This is a genomic window from Paenibacillus sp. JNU01 (genome assembly GCF_059130585.1).
In genome coordinates this window covers 2,705,958-2,724,471 of the sequence record NZ_CP169723.1, presented here as the reverse complement: position 1 = coordinate 2,724,471, position 18,514 = coordinate 2,705,958, and the positions used below count along the sequence as shown (strand labels likewise).

The 18,514-nt window shown below is 45.8% G+C and carries 19 protein-coding genes; 11 read left to right on the top strand and 8 right to left on the bottom strand.

Annotated features, from left to right (window positions below):
• The first annotated feature begins 11 nt into the window (after positions 1-11).
• The 5 genes from NLBNIHML_RS11805 (at position 12) to NLBNIHML_RS11785 (ending at position 4,707) form a co-directional block, all read left to right on the top strand.
• Positions 12-896, top strand: coding sequence for an AraC family transcriptional regulator (locus tag NLBNIHML_RS11805; RefSeq protein WP_472476475.1), 885 nt, complete (start codon positions 12-14; stop codon positions 894-896).
• Positions 897-1,239: 343 nt separating this feature from the next.
• On the top strand, positions 1,240-1,647 hold the full coding sequence (locus tag NLBNIHML_RS11800; protein ID WP_494354432.1) for a hypothetical protein: 408 nt from the start codon (positions 1,240-1,242) through the stop codon (positions 1,645-1,647).
• Positions 1,648-1,796: 149 nt separating this feature from the next.
• Positions 1,797-2,675 carry an EamA family transporter RarD gene (gene rarD, locus NLBNIHML_RS11795; RefSeq protein WP_339237497.1) on the top strand — a complete coding sequence of 293 codons (879 nt, stop codon included), beginning with the start codon at positions 1,797-1,799 and terminating at the stop codon, positions 2,673-2,675.
• A gap of 225 nt (positions 2,676-2,900) precedes the next feature.
• Complete coding sequence (locus tag NLBNIHML_RS11790) at positions 2,901-3,353, top strand: NUDIX hydrolase (RefSeq protein WP_339237494.1); 453 nt, start codon at positions 2,901-2,903, stop codon at positions 3,351-3,353.
• 76 nt (positions 3,354-3,429) lie between these two features.
• The gene (locus NLBNIHML_RS11785; RefSeq protein ID WP_339237492.1) at positions 3,430-4,707 is read left to right on the top strand and encodes an MFS transporter; all 1,278 of its coding nucleotides are present in this window, start codon (positions 3,430-3,432) and stop codon (positions 4,705-4,707) included.
• Between the two features lie 330 nt (positions 4,708-5,037).
• Here the strand turns inward: NLBNIHML_RS11785 and NLBNIHML_RS11780 are convergent, their stop codons facing one another.
• The 3 genes from NLBNIHML_RS11780 to NLBNIHML_RS11770 form a co-directional block, all read right to left on the bottom strand.
• Positions 5,038-5,493, bottom strand: coding sequence for a hypothetical protein (locus tag NLBNIHML_RS11780; protein WP_494354431.1), 456 nt, complete (start codon positions 5,491-5,493; stop codon positions 5,038-5,040).
• 814 nt (positions 5,494-6,307) lie between these two features.
• Entirely contained in the window at positions 6,308-7,357 is a 1,050-nt protein-coding gene (locus NLBNIHML_RS11775) for a glycoside hydrolase family 53 protein (protein ID WP_445252919.1), read from the bottom strand.
• A 347-nt stretch (positions 7,358-7,704) separates the two neighbouring features.
• Complete coding sequence (locus NLBNIHML_RS11770; protein ID WP_017692425.1) at positions 7,705-7,932, bottom strand: hypothetical protein; 228 nt, start codon at positions 7,930-7,932, stop codon at positions 7,705-7,707.
• A gap of 248 nt (positions 7,933-8,180) precedes the next feature.
• Here NLBNIHML_RS11770 and ppk1 point away from each other — a divergent pair, with 248 nt between their 5' ends.
• The gene (gene ppk1, locus NLBNIHML_RS11765) at positions 8,181-10,262 is read left to right on the top strand and encodes a polyphosphate kinase 1 (RefSeq protein WP_339237486.1); all 2,082 of its coding nucleotides are present in this window, start codon (positions 8,181-8,183) and stop codon (positions 10,260-10,262) included.
• Here ppk1 and NLBNIHML_RS11760 read toward each other — a convergent pair.
• On the bottom strand, positions 10,222-11,751 hold the full coding sequence (locus NLBNIHML_RS11760) for a Ppx/GppA phosphatase family protein (protein WP_494354430.1): 1,530 nt from the start codon (positions 11,749-11,751) through the stop codon (positions 10,222-10,224). The genes ppk1 and NLBNIHML_RS11760 overlap by 41 nt on opposite strands.
• Before the next feature lie 26 nt (positions 11,752-11,777).
• Positions 11,778-12,032 carry a hypothetical protein gene (locus NLBNIHML_RS11755; RefSeq protein WP_494354429.1) on the bottom strand — a complete coding sequence of 85 codons (255 nt, stop codon included), beginning with the start codon at positions 12,030-12,032 and terminating at the stop codon, positions 11,778-11,780.
• A gap of 237 nt (positions 12,033-12,269) precedes the next feature.
• On the opposite strand from NLBNIHML_RS11755, the gene NLBNIHML_RS11750 reads away from it, so the two are divergent.
• Both NLBNIHML_RS11750 and NLBNIHML_RS11745 read left to right on the top strand, forming a co-directional pair.
• The gene (locus NLBNIHML_RS11750; RefSeq protein WP_339237480.1) at positions 12,270-12,929 is read left to right on the top strand and encodes a YheC/YheD family protein; all 660 of its coding nucleotides are present in this window, start codon (positions 12,270-12,272) and stop codon (positions 12,927-12,929) included.
• Between the two features lie 355 nt (positions 12,930-13,284).
• Positions 13,285-13,428: a sporulation histidine kinase inhibitor Sda gene (locus NLBNIHML_RS11745; RefSeq protein WP_017692430.1), complete on the top strand. Its 144-nt coding sequence runs from the start codon at positions 13,285-13,287 to the stop codon at positions 13,426-13,428.
• Between the two features lie 21 nt (positions 13,429-13,449).
• On the opposite strand, the gene NLBNIHML_RS11740 is transcribed toward NLBNIHML_RS11745, so the two are convergent.
• Positions 13,450-13,701, bottom strand: a complete 252-nt coding sequence (locus NLBNIHML_RS11740; RefSeq protein ID WP_494354428.1) for a hypothetical protein — start codon at positions 13,699-13,701, stop codon at positions 13,450-13,452.
• A 76-nt stretch (positions 13,702-13,777) separates the two neighbouring features.
• Complete coding sequence (locus tag NLBNIHML_RS11735) at positions 13,778-14,752, bottom strand: NAD(P)/FAD-dependent oxidoreductase (RefSeq protein ID WP_442033498.1); 975 nt, start codon at positions 14,750-14,752, stop codon at positions 13,778-13,780.
• Between the two features lie 566 nt (positions 14,753-15,318).
• On the opposite strand from NLBNIHML_RS11735, the gene NLBNIHML_RS11730 reads away from it, so the two are divergent.
• Both NLBNIHML_RS11730 and NLBNIHML_RS11725 read left to right on the top strand, forming a co-directional pair.
• Positions 15,319-16,512 carry an NAD(P)/FAD-dependent oxidoreductase gene (locus NLBNIHML_RS11730; RefSeq protein ID WP_036605766.1) on the top strand — a complete coding sequence of 398 codons (1,194 nt, stop codon included), beginning with the start codon at positions 15,319-15,321 and terminating at the stop codon, positions 16,510-16,512.
• A complete protein-coding gene (locus tag NLBNIHML_RS11725) occupies positions 16,509-16,763 on the top strand; it encodes a hypothetical protein (RefSeq protein WP_339237475.1) in 255 nt (84 codons plus the stop codon). The genes NLBNIHML_RS11730 and NLBNIHML_RS11725 overlap by 4 nt, the downstream gene beginning before the upstream one ends.
• Positions 16,764-17,057: 294 nt before the next feature.
• Here the strand turns inward: NLBNIHML_RS11725 and hemQ are convergent, their stop codons facing one another.
• The gene (gene hemQ / locus NLBNIHML_RS11720; protein WP_024632647.1) at positions 17,058-17,804 is read right to left on the bottom strand and encodes a hydrogen peroxide-dependent heme synthase; all 747 of its coding nucleotides are present in this window, start codon (positions 17,802-17,804) and stop codon (positions 17,058-17,060) included.
• Positions 17,805-18,087: 283 nt separating this feature from the next.
• Here hemQ and NLBNIHML_RS11715 point away from each other — a divergent pair, with 283 nt between their 5' ends.
• Entirely contained in the window at positions 18,088-18,381 is a 294-nt protein-coding gene (locus NLBNIHML_RS11715; protein ID WP_339237474.1) for a YuiB family protein, read from the top strand.
• Positions 18,382-18,514 lie beyond the last annotated feature (133 nt).

Below are 18,514 nucleotides of genomic sequence, written 5' to 3'. Positions count from 1 at the left end.
GGAGGGATGACATGGATTGGCTTATGAGGATGAATCGGGCATTGGATTATATTGAAATGAACTTAGTTGGTGAGATCGAATTGAAGGAAATTGCTCAGTGTGCGTATTGTTCTTCACATCAGTTTCAGAGAATGTTCTCGTTCATTACCAATGTCTCACTTGCGGAATATATACGAAGAAGACGGCTGACTCTGGCTGCAATTGAATTGCAGAATAGTGACAGGAGAGTTGTCGACATTGCCTTGAAGTATGGGTATGAATCACCGGTATCATTCGCAAGAGCTTTTCAATCGTTGCATGGAGTTAATCCAGCGATGGCTCGTGAAGAAGGCATTGCCCTCAAAGCCTATCCTCGGCTTTCCTTCCTTATTTCAATTAAAGGGGAAGAGCCGATGAACTATCGTATCGAAACAAAAGAATCTTTCGAAATATTTGGAATCGAGAAAGTGTTTGAATTAAACGGTGCAGAAACACCGGCAGAACTATGGAAACAAAGCCACGAAAACGGTGAGGTTGAAAGACTTGCTGCAACTGCCGGTAATCTACCGAACTCTTTGAATTCGAATTATCATAAAGTGCATGCTGTATGTAGCTACAAAAAAACTGGGGAGAATACTTTCCCATACATGTTGTGTGCATTTAAAGGTGAGACAAGTAAAGCCGATGGTTACACAAGTATAACAATACCAGCACATACGTGGGCGATCTTTTCGTCTGATCCCTTTCCATGGGATAAATTCGATGAAACCATTGAAGCTTTATATCGAAGATTCTTTTCTGAATGGCTTCCTACGACAGGATATGAACAGGTCGACGGAATGGAATTTGAAATTACTGGTGGTAAGGATGGACTGAATTTTGTTGAGTTATGGTTTGCTGTAAGAAAAATATCCTAGTTTCATTTCTTTTAGATTATTCTTGAATGGTAACTTAATAAAGAAAAGTGGAGCGACCAACTCTGTCCGATTGGTTGCTTCTTTGTTGATCCACCTAACGGCAAAAGAAGATGCAACATTTCTCCTGTTAAACAGGTCAATAAAGATGCACAAAAAACGTCTTGAGAAGAAGGTGGAAAAACTGAAGCTACGTATAATCACGTTGATGTTTTTAATCTCTACCGTGTTTTTTGGTTCTAATGTACAAGATGTTAACGCTTTGTCATGTGCCGAATCGGGAAGTCCCCAAGAAGAGTTAGAAAGAAATACAGGTGCTGTTTAGGGAGAAGTAAAGCAAATAAAGGTGGACTTAAAGCAAAAGGGGGTTACGGGCACAAAAGAGAAAATTAGATATATTTTAGTGGAAGCTGAGAGGAGTTGGAATACTGAAGTTAGCTCTCAACTAATTATCGGAACAAACTATACTTGGGGGTTTGATTTCAAGGAAGGCAACAAATACTTAATCTACTTTAGTGAGGCGAATGGCGAGTTAAGCAGTAGTCCGTGCAGTTCGACCATCGAAATGAACAATATTAATCAAGCAACTGAACTATTCGGGGAAGGATATTCACCCAAACAACAAGTAAACTTAGAACACAAAATGTGGTTTATGTTTGAGCAAGATATTGATATGTATATCTTAGGTATAGTCGTATTAGCAGCGATTTTTATCCTCTTTATGATTGTAAGAAAGAAAAAGGGCAAAGTATAATCTCGTTGTATTAAAGTGAAACTTTTGCTCAAAGAATAGTCTGTTGAACGAGAGTGTGGCAGCTTGCAGGACCTATTACCCCTTTACTAAAACGAGGATGGAGGCGTATAATCCGTTGAGACATTAGAGCAATAAGAGGGGACATCGTTATGAATAATGGATTAATCAACGCAATCATTGCGTATATCATGTGGGGGGTTCTCCCGCTGTATTGGAAGTTGTTTGAAAATGTACCGGCAGGTGAGATTTTATCGCACAGGGTCGTCTGGTCATTTGTCTTTATGGGGATTTTCGTTGCCGTCCAACGTCGTTGGGGTGACATGAAGCGCATCTTGACCAGTCGTTCGACCCTGCTGTCCCTTACCGCGAGTGGGCTGCTAATTGCTATTAACTGGCTGATCTTCATCTGGGCAGTTAACAACGGTCATGTTGTTGAGACAAGTCTGGGCTATTATTTGAACCCGTTACTGAATGTGCTGCTGGCGGTTGTCTTTCTTCATGAAAAGCCAAACCGTGGGCAATGGCTCGCGATTGCCATCGCTGGTGTCGCGGTGCTTATCATTGCCATCGACTACGGGCGTTTCCCATGGGTCGCGATCTCGTTGGCTGCGTCATTTGGCTTGTACGGTCTAGCGAAGAAAAAAATCAAGCAAGATCCTTCTGTAGGCTTATTTTCGGAGACCGCTGTAGTTCTGCCCATCGCACTCGGCTACTGGATCTACTTGGCCATAGTGGGAAAAGCAACGGCATGGACGCTGCCTGCACCCATGTTCATCGAATTACTTCTAGCCGGCGTGGTGACGGCGCTGCCGCTGTTGTTCTTTGCACGGGCGGCAGCTCGGATGTCGTTGTCCACACTCGGATTTGTACAGTATATTGGGCCGACAATCATGCTGATCCTAAGCGTGTTTGTGTTTAAGGAAACGGTCTCGCCAGTTCTGCTCGTTGGTTTCGCGCTCATCTGGATTGCGCTTATCGTATATGCAACCGCATCGATGCGTGCCACGCGACTTGCTAAGGTAAGCTGAAGGCGTAGCTATCCTTGTAACATATGAAGTTCTAATGGCGTTCACTCCAAAGGATGGAAAGGAATTCGAACACACAAGAAGGCGGTCGATCAATGAGGTCGGCTGCTTTTGTGCTTTGGTTTAGTGCAGCTCAGTGTAATGAGATATGAATTATTTATTTACAAAAACAGGAACGTATGTTCTAATTGATGCAGTGACTATTTTCAGCTATGGGGGTCCGAACTAATGACACAAAACGGGATTGTAATGGTTGTGAGTGTTTCTATAATACATAACGATAAGATACTTATAATTAAGGAAAACAAGGAATCGGTTAGACATACATGGAATTTCCCTTCAGGTAGAGTCGAACATGGTGAAGATATTTTGGAAGCAGCACGAAGAGAAGTCAAGGAAGAAACAGGTTTTGATGTTAGACTTACAGCTACTACAGGGGTTTACAATTTTATTAGCAGTACCAATCGTCAAGTTGTTTTATTCCACTTCAAGGGTACAATTGTTGGTAGTTCTCTTCGATTAGATACAACGGAGATCATGGATTCGATGTGGGTAGCTCCTGAGGATTTGTTGAATCCGAACTTGCTAAAGTTACGAGATCCGGGAGTCATGCGACAAATTATGGAACATGTAGTCTCCCAAAAAGAATATTCCTTAAATCTATTCCACGACCAGCTGTAACATGGCTTATAGAAATGGTTTTCGATAGACTGTAATTTTGTTTCCTTACTTGCTATGAAACGGTGGGCGATTGTTCATGAAATCATCCTATTTAACGCGTCCTTTCTATTTCCTCTGGACCACGCAAACGGCTGCGAATGCAGCCGATGTACTATATATTATGGCACTTACGGTAATGGTGCTTAACCGGACCGATTCGCTTATATCAGCGGCACTTTTGCCGCTGATGCGCAGCGGGGCACAGATGCTCAGCAGTCTGATTGCCCCTTTGCTGATTCAACGTTTCAAGTTGTCGAGGCTTCTTCTGCTGTCACAAACAGGGCAATTTCTGCTGTTCGCTTGGCTGGCTATTTATTTGAAGCTCACCGGAGAGGCAGCATCCCTGGTGTTCGTATTTTCACTTGTATTTGTCATGTCCTTTCTCGACGGCTGGACAACGCCGGCTCGGAATGCCCTTATTCCACGTCTCGTGACACACGAGCAAGGTCTTCTTAAGGCGAACGGACTTATGAGTGTCAGTGATCAGGTTGTACAGTTTGCAGGTTGGGGTCTAAGCGGTGTTGTGGTCGCCTTGATTGGGGCTAGCCCGACGCTACTGTTAACAGCAGTTATTTATGGTTTGGCTGCGGCATTTACGCTTGGGGTCTATGAACCAACGGAGAAGCAAACTGGAGCAAAGGAGTTGCACATATCTTCTGATGTCTTGCCTATACTTAAAACAAGCAGGTGGCATACCTTAACCGAAGGCTGGAAAATAATATGGAATGTTCCTCGTCTACGAGTGCTTACGTTTATGGATATGATCGATATGCTTGGCGGTTCAATCTGGGTAGGTGCCTTTACCTTGGCTTTTGTTCAAGTCGCACTGGGACAAGGGGAGCAATGGTGGGGATTCATCAATGCTGCTTATTTTGCTGGAACCATAGCTGGAGGCTTGCTGGTGATTGCTCTGGCACGAAGGATTGGCAACCGTTATTTCGCCGTGATGATGATCGGTATGGCCGGTTATGGCGTACTGACTGCATTTTATGCACTGAACACAGAGCCTTTCATTGCTCTCATATTCGTTATGCTGATGGGGCCGTTCGCAGAGCTTTCCATGATTAATCGCCGTGCCTTGATTCAGAGTGGAGTGACCAAACATTTGCTGCCCAAGGTATTGTCTGCCCAGGCATCTCTTATGCATTTGATATTTTGCATTTCCTTGCTCGGTATGGCTGTGCTCGCCGAATATATAGGCATTGTGAACCTCTACCTGTTTGCGTCCGGATTGACTATATTAGCCATCGTTGTGGGGTTGCTGAATTACCAGGCTTTTCGGCACAAGGCCACTTCTGAAGCTACGGTGGATTAGTTGAGGGGATTAGATAAAACTTTTCTATAAACGAAATTTTATAAATAAGTAACTAGTATGAATTATGAGATTATTTGATAAATGGAATCCAGGTCCAGCGGATTCGACATGTATGAATTTTCGAGAATAATACGGAATGTCGTAAAAAGCTGATTCTAAGATATTGATATTTGGAATCAGCTTTTTAGTATGTAGCCAAACAATATGCTTTTTTGTTTCTAAACGGTGGGCCATGGTCGTATTTAAGACAGCGGCTGGTATGCCGCTTATATCTCGGGGCCAGTAAGAAAGGTTTAGCTGATATCCGTGGAAACCACAGACTCCGGATTCCTACGTATCTATACCTTCAGGCCCATCAACTGCATCAATGACACCGACAGCGAGTGTTGTTACCGCAGCAGCAGCTAAAAGATTCTTGGCACCAAGCTTGACTCTGTCCTTATCTTCCTCTTTCATGCCCACAACAACATCTTTACCACTGTTATATACATACTTGGCTGATATCGCTACACCTTTTGCAGTATTGGTTACGGCACCTCCAATATCGGCAAGCCCTGCATCTATGGCGGTATCGTCCTTTCGAATGGCACCACTGGCCAGATCATATGTCCCGCTAGCCAGTTGCCCAACGGTTTTTCCTGTATTGATCGTAGCTTTCTCTACGCCGTTCCCAATTTCTTTGATAAAAGGACTGCTTGCAAGTTCACCCACAACCCGCACACTGCCGCCCAATACTTTCCCGGTAACTTCCCCAGCCAATTGACCTATTCCTTTTAAAAAACTCATCCATCTTCCCCCGCTCCAATAAGAAGTTGATCCTATGTGTTATCTCAATAAACTTATTATATTCATATGTAGGCCAAAAGAACATCAGTCTCCAGCCTGAGTGTGCACCCCTCGATTGACCGCAACATGCTTGAGAAGTGCCCGATCCGCCCCCGGAACGCCACACGCTGCCCCCTTAACGCAATTCATCACAAAAAGGCGCCACTCCCACCGGGAATAGCGCCTTCAGCCCTTGTTTTACCTTACTACTTAATAACTTGACGACACACGGTTTTAGAAGTTTCTCAAGGAGCAGCAACGTAGTGGAGGGGGCGGAATCGATTCTGAAGAAGCGAAGCTAAAAGCTTTCTGCAAGAAAGCTACATCGTAAGCATATACTGCGCCTTTGTATCCTAATTTCAACTTATGAAAAGTTGTTCAAGAAATTAGGATACAACAGCGATCATAAGAACGATCCGACCCCGGAACGCCACCACGCTGCCCCCTTAACGCACTTCATCACAAAAAGGCGCCACTCCCACAGGAATAGCACCTTCAGCCCTTGCTTTACCTTACTACTTGATCCATTTGACTACACACGGTTTCAGAAGTGTCTCATAGAAGCAGCAACGTAGTGGAGGGGGCGGAATCGATTCTGAAGAAGCGGAGCTAAAAGCTTTCTGCAAGAAAGCTACATCGTAAGCATACACTGCGCCTTTATCCCCGGATTTTCCCCCAATCAGGGGAATTCATAAAAATGGATAACAGCGATCATAAGAACGATCCGCCACCGGAACGCCACCACTGCTCCCATCCAAACTTCTACCCACCGTAACTAGTCAATGAATCCTTCCATGACCGCCGTTGGCATCATGTTGGACTGCCATGCGCCTTTGCCATAGCCGCCGTTGTATCCTGGTGTAGCCTGAGGCTCCCAGTAGAAGACACCTTTACCTTTGCCATTCGGCAGATTGCGAATTTGGTTTTTCATCGCGGCAACAAAACTTTTACCAGCCGCAGCCTGGTTATTGTCCATGCCAATTTCAGAGATGATGATCTCTTTGCCATAACGGTTGATCAGATCTTTGGCATTGTTTACCGTATTGGTCACAGCGGTGTTCCAGCCGGAAGCGGAAGGATAGAGGGACATGGCGATCATGTCAAAGTTGGCTCCGTTATTAATCAGACCACCAATATTCCATACATAGAGGGCGTTATCATCTCCACCTGCCAGATGCACAATGGTTTTGGTGCCACTGCTCAGGGATTTCACTGCGTTATGGCCTGTGTTTACCAGCCACGCATAGTTTTTCATGTTGGTGGATGCTTTGCCATCTTCCCATAACATGCCGTTGCTTGTTTCATTCCCGATCTGTACCCAGTCCGGGGTAACGCCTTTGCTTTGCATCGCCGTCATGACATCACGAGTGTGGTTCCATACCGCATCCATGAGCTGTTGGAATGTGTAATTTTTCCATGCGGCAGGTTTGGTTTGTTGACCAGGGTCTGCCCAAGAGTCACTGTAGTGCAGAGTGAGCATTACGCTCATGCCAGCATTCTTGGCACGTTGTGCGAGTGCAGCTGCACGATCCTTATTCATGTAACCGTTCCCATAATCATTCGACGGATTAACGAATACTCGAATGCGAACGGAGTTGATTTGATAGTCGTTTTTCAAAATATCAATGATGTCGCGCTGTACCCCGTTTTTATCTTTCCATTTGTAGCCTTGGGCTTCCATGCCGGGAACCCAACTGATGTCTGCTCCTTTGGCGAAACTTGGTGCTGCGCTGGCATGCTGACCTGCGGGTAACAGGATGGAGGTGAATAACAAAACAAAAGCCAACATGATGGATGTCTTGAAACCCCTTACATTTTTGAACATTACAAGATGCCTCCTCGGATTTGGGTTGAGTTGCATCTTCATTATAGCCATCCTGGTTTACGCTACTAAAGGGTCTATTTCCAATATTTTGGGTGTTTTCTCAACCTCTCTACAGAAAAAGACAAAACAAAAAGCCGTCCGGAGACGGCTTTTCTACCCGTGGCGCTTTTTGAAACATTGATCCGTATCCCGCGCCTCCACCAGACTCATTTAATTTGAGCTAGTGGATCGGGTAAGGGACACGTTCAACATGTGATTAGAAATGTTGACGCACCTCCTTTCCTTGTGGCAAGAGTATACAACACCTTGTTTCGGAAAGCTAGTCTTTTTTACGTATTTATGCAAAATTATTTTTCAGTCTGGAACATCGTGATATCTCGTGCATAATGACTCTTCGTTCCGTCATTGTTTCGGATGCGTACACTGTCTTCACTGATCCGCTCTACAATGCCACAACCGACCTCACAATAGACGCCAGCCGGGTCTTCCTGCCATGCGCTTACCATACATTGCGATAGTGCCGCCGTGAAAAACTCTATATTTTTTTGTAACGTTCTAGGTTTGTTGGATTTCATTATATACTCCTTTAATCAGATATATTTGGAATGAGAACTAGCAACCGGACCAAATCACACTGTACTTCACTTTACTCTGTCTATTGACCTTTGTAAAGGGATGGAAAAAGTTGCGGCCATGAGGTATCATTTACATAAATTTTACGTAGCGTTTACACTGCGCTGACGCTTGATGTTGATTACGAATAGTACAATTATAGGAGAACTTCTAACGAAGAATAGATATGCAACACATTCGGAGGCCATACATGCATAGAGACGTCAAAACAGGTAACTACGTTAATCGTGATTTGAGTTGGGTTGAATTTAATCGGCGCGTACTTCAGGAGGCCCAGGATCCAACAACGCCTCTGCTGGAACGCATGAGATTTCTCGGTATTGTCGCTAGTAATCTGGACGAGTTCGTCAGTGTAAGGGTGGCAGAGACGAAAGAGAAGATCAAGGCCGGATTCACGCAAAAGGATTTTACAGGATACACGCCTTCGGGATTGTACCGCAGATTGATCAAACGAACCGGGGGCATGGTCGCCGAACAATATAAAACGTATCGTGAACTCATTCGTCTACTCGCCAAGAAAGGCGTAAACATTCAGGAATATACAGATCTTAATGTGACACAACAGCGCGCAATGGACCAGTACTTTCATGATATTATTTTCCCGGTACTCACACCGATGGCGATTGACCAGAGTCGTCCGTTCCCATTGGTGCACAACAAGTCGGTCTATCTGTCCGTAATGCTGCAGAAGGAAGGGGAGCAAGAGGGCGAGCCGTTTATGGCCATTGTCCAGGTACCTTCCAATCTTCCGCGGGTAGTGCAGGCTCCCATTCGGGCGAATAGCAAAAAGAAAACGTTCATCCTGATTGAAGACCTCATCAAACATCATATTCATACACTCTTCAGCGGTTATATCTCGCTTGCTGCACAGGAATTCCGGGTGACCCGCAATGCGGATCTGTTCATTAATGAAGAGGAAGCGGAAGATCTGCTTGAAGCGATTGAAAAAGAATTACGGCGCAGACGCAGAGGTGCTCCTGTTCGACTGGAGGTCTGCAAAGATTTTCGTCCGGATGCTTTATTGGAATTGCAGGAGGAATTCGAAATCCAAGACCCGGTGTACGAGATTGATGGACCACTCGATCTGAGTTTTCTGGCTGGATTCGTGGACAGTCTGGAAAGTTTCTCACATCTGAAGTACAGTCCGGTAAAGCCAGTCTATCCACCGGAGTTTCTGCCAAGAGAAAGTCATTTTGAGCTGCTGCGCAAACGCGATGTACTGGTGCATCATCCGTATGAATCGTTTGAACCGGTCACTGATTTTATATTGGAGGCTTCGGAAGATCCAAGAGTGCTGGCCATCAAGATGACATTATATCGGGTCAATGGCGATTCACGCCTTATTCCGGCACTTGCACTTGCGGCTGAGAGTGGTAAGCAGGTTACGGTGGTAGTGGAACTGAAAGCCCGGTTTGATGAGGAGCGTAACATTGCTTGGGCGCGTAAGCTGGAGAAAGCCGGTTGTCACGTGGTTTATGGGCTGGTTGGACTCAAGACACATGCCAAAATCATTCTTGTCGTACGCCGGGAACAGCAGGGATTGAGACGATATGTTCATGTAGGAACCGGTAACTACAATGAGAGTACAGCCAAAGTGTATACGGACGTAGGTCTGTTCACCTCCAATCCGATTATTGGGGAAGATGCCTCCGAGTTGTTCAATGAGATTACCGGATATTCCGGTCCGAAGGCATTGCAAGCGTTCCGTGTAGCTCCAGATGGTATGAAGGATGAGCTGTTCTCACTGATTCGTCGAGAAACGGAACACGCGCTGAAAGGCAAACCTTCCAGAATCATAGCCAAGATCAATTCCTTATCCCATCAGGATATGATTGATGAGTTGTACGAGGCTTCTCAGGCCGGTGTGCAGATTGATCTGATCGTACGTGGCGTATGTTGTCTGCGTCCAGGGGTCGAGGGGCTCAGTGAGAATATTCGGGTCATTAGCATTGTGGATCGTTTTCTGGAGCATTCACGGTTGTTTTATTTTGAAAATAGCGGCAACCCGGATGTATTCATCTCCAGTGCAGACTGGATGACACGTAACCTCAATCGAAGAATTGAACTGATGTGTCCCGTTTTCGATCCAGAGCTGAAGAAGATGCTGGTCGATATTCTTAATCTGTCCCTTAATGATAATGTCAAAGCCAGAGAGCTTATGCCTGGTGGCAATTATGTATTTGTGAAAAATGAAAAGCCCCCGCTGAGAAGTCAGACGGAGGCTATGGGAATTATCCCTTGGAAACCTGCTGAATGGAGTACGATAACGTAATTCCCCAGGCTTCCTTCAGATCCTTGACGGCCTCTTCGAGACCATCAAGTTCCAGTAACGGCTCTGCTGTACAGGTGAACTGCACCTGCAGCGAGTCGTTTTCTTTGGTTGCTTCAATCGCAGCGATGCTCTCGGACCGATTAATCGCTTCGGCTACGCGCAGAAGTGAGCCTATACGATGAGCATGTCGCTCATCCGAGTTTTTCAGAATGTCCCGATGCTTATTCAGCAGTTGGGGCGTTCTTTTTTTGGGATGATAATCGGCTGCGCAGGCACTAAGGATCGTCTCCCGGTGAGAAAGTCCATAGATGCTTGCATTCATAATCCAATAAGCCGAGTGCTGCGCATAACGGAAATAGTTAATCTGCTTGCCTGCCATGTGCAGCATGGAGGACGCATACAGGATTCGGGCATCTGCCTCATCAGGAGCAGTACCTTCTAGTGCAGTATACAGGGTAACCGCATCCTGATGAATCCGTTGCAGACGTTTCTCTGGAATAGGCGGACCAAAATGGATAAAATTACGGATGCTGTCCTTCAGCGCGTCCGGAACGACCGGCTGACCTCCAGCCAAGTAATCACGCAGCAACCCGTCTCGCAGACCTGCACCACTAACCACATAACGATCTCCCTGTATTAACTGGAAGACGGTTCGCAGGATCAATACGCCGGGCACGATGATGTCTGCGCGATCTTTAGCGAGCCCTGGCACCTTTTTGCGCTGTGCCGAAGTGAGATGTGGCAGGGAGCGAGCGATGTTCTCCATTGCTTGCTCGCTGATCTCATAATGATGGGTGACAGGCAGCGAGTACTGGGTACGCTTCTGCTCCACTTTGGCGAGTGTACGCATCGTGCCGCCAAGTCCGATGAGTGGCAGGCCAGGATGCTCATGAATCCAATCCTGTCCACGGAGAGCTTGAATGACTTCATTGCACAGCGCATTCACATTCTCCTCGGTCCACTGATCTTCCTCCCCATAACGGGCATGTGAATTCACTGCACCAATGGGAAGGGAAATGCTATTTAACCTCTTCCGATCCCGAAAGACTGTGATCTCCGTACTGCCGCCTCCAATATCTACGACGAACCCGTCTGCCAGATCAATGGACTGAGTAACACCAAGGAAACCGTAATAGGCCTCCCGATCTCCGGATACACATTCGATGGTAAGCCCCGTCTCTGTCTCCAGCCATTCGATAATCTGCAGAACATTGCTTGCATTACGAATGGCTGCCGTAGCTGCTGCACGGATCAGTTTGGTCTGATACGCTTCACAGGTCGCTTTGAATTGACGCAAGATGGTGATGGCTTTATCCAGAGAATGGCGAAGGATGGTACCATCCGACTCAACAACGCTGCTCAGACGAGCAGCGTATTTGTCTTCATGAATGATGCGATAGGCTGCATCCTGATCCAGTTCATAGATAACCAGGCGAATGGAGTTCGAGCCGATATCAATAATTCCTATGGTTTCATTAGTACGTGTCATAAGCATCTCCTTCTACAGAGGTTCAACTACCCGAAGTGAAGAAGGGTAGCCATGGCTTCCGGTGAACCCGGCGGTGTGGCAGAGAAGGGCGTGGTTAACATAACAACAATGATAAAGACGATGAAACAGGCAAATATAAGACAACTCACGGCAAAGCCGCGATTGCGCTTTTGAATAAACAGTCGAATACCTGTGACAAAGAGAAGTACCGTAACGGCTACCAGAACGATCGACATTGCAAAATAGGCTACGCCATAAAGTGATTTGAAAAATGCTTCCATTTGTTCTAAACGCTCCTTAGATCCTCGTATTTAAGCCCTTCCAAGCCGTTCCTTAGTAGCATACGACAGATTGACTTGTTTGAAAAGCAAACCGGGCGCTTGTTCCGGTTTCCGCCATCACCTTGGGACAAGTTTCATGGAAAAGGGGCCCCTGCCGTGGACAGACATCCAAGAAAGCAAGGCTACTGTTGAGTATGTATAAGGAAGGACTATTGTTCTAGGGAAGGAGATCAACCCATGTCGAGACAGCTTGCAAGCAAGTGGCGGAAGACAGCGGCACTGATGAAATACCCCGTAGCTGCTGTCCATATTCCACAGACCAAGGCGTTCAACTCAGGGAATCTGCTGCACATGCTCAGTCGTTATGGAATGGTGTACGTCAAACCTATTGTAGGTGGCGGAGGTTATGGTGTTATTCGGGTATCGGCGAGCGGTGGGGCTTATCGATACACCCATATGAAAACGACACGTTCTTTCGCCAGTTTCAGCCAGATGTATCGCTCTCTGGTGCGTGTAAAGGCTAGACGCAGGTACTTGATCCAGCAAGGCATTCATTTGGCAACGATTCAAGGGAGACCTGTTGATTACAGAGTCAAAGTTGTTAAAACAGACCGAGGCTGGGTATTCCGTTCCTTGGTTGGACGACTCGCTCGTCCCGGACTTTGTGTAACGAATCTGAGCAAGGGTGGCACCATGTTATCAGGAAGGCAAGCTCTCGGTTTATCCCTGCCCCACATATCTGGTCGACACAAACGCAGGGAGATGCGTTCACTTACACTGACATGCACATACATTATGGAACGTCAGTTCCCTGGTGTTGGTCAGCTTGGATTCGATTATGGACTGGATTATTCAGGCAAGATCTGGATTCTGGAAGTGAATACCAGACCCCAATAGAAAATGAATGGGAAAGCTCAAGAAAATCCAAGAAAAACCGATAATATATAGAAGAAAACAGTATGAAAAAGGTTTGAAATTTTACATTACCGGGTAATTTACTCGCAACAAGTCTTGAAACTATGAATTTATTCCAAAAAAAATACGCAGATAAACGTTCTGACCGTAGTACAACATGCCTGTGCATAAATATTGTCCACACTATACACGTTGATTACTCTACATTTTTTCCATTTATCAACAAACTATGCACAGGATTTCCACATAACGTTGTGGATAACAAGAACGCTTGTTCTCTATATGAAACTCTGATATGATAGTTTTGAGGAAAAAAAAGGAAAGGTTGTGGCGGGAAATGGCTATGTTATCCGATGAGATGTTGTTGGATTCCTACCATAAAGCGATTGAGTTGAATCTCGAACGAGATTTCATCGCACTGCTGTTGGCAGAAATCCATAAGCGCAAACTGGGTACCGACGTATCTGCCATTCTTCACTAGAGATCCTCATTGCAGGCAATGTTACAGGTTTCCGGACAAGTCCCATAGTGAGACAGGCCATGGCGTGCTCGTCTGACAATGTGGACAGTACAACACATGATTGCAAACGTTTTCGACTTCGTCTACCGTGTCAGAGGAAGATTGGAATACGTAGGGGCTGTATGGTCCGGTGTAGTCGTCCAATTTGCCGCATTCTAACAGTCCCTGAAGGCAGTGGGGGCAAGCCTGCTCCGGTACAACCAGACCGTTACACAGCGGGCATATATAAGACAAGGGTATCCCTCCTGATCTGGATTCATTCAGGAGTAAGATACCCTTTTTTGTATCAATATATGTTCATTCAGCGAAACTAGCGTTTCATGTTACTGCTGTGTCCTGGGGACAACTTGGCGTCTGGATCGAAGTATACTTTCGCATTGTTGACGGCTGTTGGAGCTTCGCCAAATCCGACAGCGATCAGCTTCAATTTACCCGGGTATGTGGTGATATCCCCGGCAGCGAAGATCCCTGGAATGGATGTTTCCATGCGGGAATCCACAACGATGGAGTTGCTGTCAATTTCGATGCCCCACTCGGCAATGGGTCCGAGAGAAGAGACAAATCCGAAGTTAACAATTACGTCATCCACTTCAATTTCCTGAGTTTCTTTGGTTTTTACATGGGCAAGGGTTACCTTGGTAATGGTGTCATCCCCATGAAGTTCCGTGATTTCGGTCGGTGTAACGACATTCACCTTGGAATTCATCAGATTTTCGACACTGTGCTCATGCGCACGGAACTTGTCCCGGCGGTGGATCAGCGTCACTTGCTCAGCGATGGGTTCGAGCATGAGTGCCCAGTCTACCGCGGAGTCACCGCCGCCACTGATCAGTACTTTTTTGCCCGCGAAGGCATTCAGATCACTGATAAAGTAGTGCAGGTTGCTCTTCTCGAACTTGGCAGCACCTTCAAGCTCCAGGCGACGTGGTTCGAATGCACCTACACCAGCTGTAATAATGACAGCTTTGGCATGATATTCATTCTCATCCGTCTTCACGATGAAATGTTGCTCATCCTTTTTCTCCACTGATACAACCTTTTCTTCAAGGCGGATGTTCGGGTTAAAATGACTCATTTGCTCAACCAGGTTATTCACCAGTTCCTGAGCTGTAACTTTCGGGAATCCGGCGACATCATAGATGTATTTCTCCGGGTAAAGAGCGGCAAGTTGTCCGCCAAGCTGTGGCATGCTTTCAACCAGTGTAACGGATGCCTGACGCATCCCACCGTAAAATGCGGCGAACAGACCCGCAGGGCCTCCACCGATAATAAGTAAATCAGTCATATCATGACTGGAATTCTGTGCAGTCAAGAATCAACAACACCTTTCATATTTTAATAGGTAGTTAACAGGAAAAATGTGCAGGCTACGGATCATAACCGGCATGGGTGCTGAACTGTCTTTCCTATTATAAACGGTGTATTCAGGGTTGCAAAGTTAGCTGTATCACGAATCTGAGAATAATTGATGAAGATCAGATGAGAATAGGATGAAATTGGAAATGAAAGGTTATGAAAAATAACAAAAAAAACCTTGATCTTTGCTACAAATACAGATATCCTTGACCTGTACTATGTGTTTTTTTGTCTAATTTAGAGTCAATATGTAATATGAGCACAGATCCCGTGTTTTGTAGAATCTTGTGGTTAATTTCACAACTTGAATCGCTAACTTGCGTGCAAACGAATCAATGGAATAAGCTATGAAATTGATGCAAACGTTTAAATAAATTCGCGAAGTTAACATTTGTCGTCATAATGGGCAAGACCTCATCAATATTTGTAAGTATGTGCATTTTGCATCTCAACCAAGATTGGGCTGATGCAAGTGAAACCGGAAGGGGTATAGACATGAGCAGTATTCCCAAAATCGTCATCCTCGGCGCGGGCTATGGCGGGATTCTGACAGCCCAGCGGCTGCAGAAGGAATTGAACTATAACGAGGCCGACGTCACATTGGTGAACCGGCATGATTATCATTATATTACTACACATCTACATATGCCGGCAGCCGGCACGGATACCATTGAGCATGCAAGAGTCCCTATTTCGAAGCTGATTGATGAGTTCAAGATTGATCTGGTTAAATCTTCTGTCAAGGAGATTCGACTGCAGGATCGGAAGATTATTCTGGAGGACGGCACGTTATCCTATGATTATCTGATTATTGGACTAGGCGGTGAGCCTGAGACCTTCGGTATTCCGGGTATGCTCGATCACGCCATGACAATCCGCAGCATTAACTCGGTTAGACTGATCCGAGAACACATCGAATATCAATTTGCGATGTACAAAAACGATAACAAACGAAATCGTATTCGTTTTGTTGTAGGTGGAGCAGGTTTCAGTGGCGTTGAATTCGTAGCTGAACTTGCAGATCGTATTCCACAGCTGTGCAAGGAGTTCGACGTGAATCCTAAACATGTGCATATCTATAATGTAGAGGCAGCGCCTTCGGCCTTGCCTGGATTTGACCCGGAACTGGTAGAACATGCGATGAACGTGCTGAAGAAGAAGGGCGTTACCTTCAAAATTGGTGTTCCGATCAAACAGTGTCTCCCCGATGGGGTTATTGTGGGTGAGGGTGAAAAGCTCGATGCTGCCACAGTGGTGTGGACCGGTGGTATTCGTGGTAACTCACTGCTGGAACAGGCCGGTCTTGAAGTGATGCGTGGCCGGGTAAAAGTGGATGACTATCTGCGTGCCCCGGGACATGAGCATGTTTATGTGATTGGTGATAATTCACTTGTGTTCAACGCGGAAGGACGGCCTTACCCGCCAACAGCCCAGATTGCGATGCAGCAGGGTGTGAATTGCGCGAAGAACGTCGTGGCATCCATTCGCAAGAAACAGCCACAGCCTTTTGTATTTACGAGCAAAGGTACGGTTGCTTCATTGGGTAAAGGTGAAGCGATTGCTGTTGTAGGCGGCAAGAAGTACAAGGGTTGGAAAGCGGCTCAGTTGAAGAAGCTGGTTGATCTGCGTTATCTGTTCATCATTGGTGGTATTCCGCTAGTCCTGAAGAAAGGGCGGTTTTTTGGATGAGACATTGCAGTGTTCAGGTCCGGGGGTTATTGACGCGTGACGAACTGGATCGGTACAACGCCCTGATGCAGGTCGGTGGTTATCTGGAGGAACAGGATCAATATGATCTGGCCTACATCGTGCAGAAAGAAGTGGATATTCTCATTATGCCCGCGATTGAGCGACTTAAAGAGAAAGGTCGCGACCGTGACCGGGCCACTGCCGAATTCCTCGAATCACTGAAAGCTGTTGATGAAGAGGACGAGGATTAGAGACATAACCTTCCAATCGCTGTTATCCCCAGATTTTTTTGATTCCCTTTTGTTAAAGGGAAAATCCGGTGATAGCGTATGCTTCCGATGCAGCTTTCTTTCAGAAAGCTTTTAGGCGAACGCTTCGCTTTTTCAGGTTTTTTCTGTCCTTTCCGTTTTTGTGTAAATAAATAGTTCAAACAATATAGATCTAAATCAAGCTTGAGGTAGTAGAATATTCATAGATAATAAAGCACCGCTGACAATATCCTTTACAGGAGATGTCGCGGTGCTTTTTTGTACAGTGCACTATTTTTACAGCTTAAGCATGTCTTCCAACGTTTCTTCATTCAACAGACTTCCCACATAGAAGGAGCCAAATTCGCCATAACGGGCGCTAACTTCATCAAAACGCATCTCATAGACGAGTTTCTTGAACTGGAGTGCATCATCTGCAAACAGCGTAACGCCCCATTCCCAATCGTCGAAACCGACAGAGCCGGTAATAATCTGTTTCACTTTACCCGCATAGCTGCGACCAATCATGCCGTGACTGCGCATCATCGTACGACGCTCGTCCATGGACAGCATGTACCAGTTGTCATTCAGCTCACGTTTTTTGTTCATCGGATAGAAGCAGATGTATTGCCGTTGTGGCAGAACAGGTTTTAGGCGGGCGATAATCTCCGGATTCTGCATCGGGTCTTCGCCTTCTTTGCCAAGATAGTTGCTCAGTTCCACTACACTGACGTAGGAATACGATTTGGTTGTATATTGAGCAAACATCGTTTTGTTAAATGCGTTCTCAACAGCCTTCAGATCTTCCAGCGTTTCACGCAGGTGCATCATGACAAGATCTGCTTTTTGACCTACAACCGTATACACGACCGTACTTCCTTGGGAAGAATTCTCGACTTCTTTCCATTCCTTCCAGAATTCCTCCAGCTCGTCCAGTGCTACAGCACGTTCTTCATCATCTGCTGCTTTCCAGGCGGCCCAGTTAATCGAGCGAAAATCATGCAGGGCATACCAGCCCTCCAGTGTTGATGCTGCTTCGTTCATTGGTTGTGTTCCTCCTGCAAGGTATATTTCCAAATCCCTATAAGGGGTTATTTAAAAAGTCCGCACTGAAAACCGGTCTTTTTGAACACGCACTATAAGGGACGGGTGAGTGCTTTATCGTTTACATTGTATCCCAACATGAAGGAGAAGGGCAAATGAACAGTACATGAATATAGGGAAATTTGTCCAGAAAGTTCGTTGCTTCGCCACATTTTTTGCGGTACACTAACTACTATCCAGAAGTGAAACCCGAAAGTGTGAAAGAAGAGGTGAATGTCGCCCGATGCAATTTATACCTGTGTTGGTATTAATGGTATTATTTTTCGTTATGATGTTTGGTATCGGTTTCATTCTGAACATGCTGATGAAGACCACCTGGTTTCCTTCCTATCTGTTCATCATTGTAATTCTGCCTGTTGTTGTATACTCTCTATGGGATCATTCGTCGTCTCTGATGTCACATCTGAGTTCTTTCCAGCTTGTGGACTATATGACGGGCATCGCTGGACTGGCTGGTGCGGTAATCAGTGGTTGGACGATCCAGAAGTTACGTTTGGGTGGGTACAAAATGTTTTAGATCGTTGGAACGAGGTAACACATGCCACTGTAATCGCGTAAAAGTCTTGTCTTTGTCGTAAACGCTTACGAGTACAAAGGGAAGGCTTTTTTGCTGTTCACTTATATTAGAAGGTTTATTGTACACTTGTACT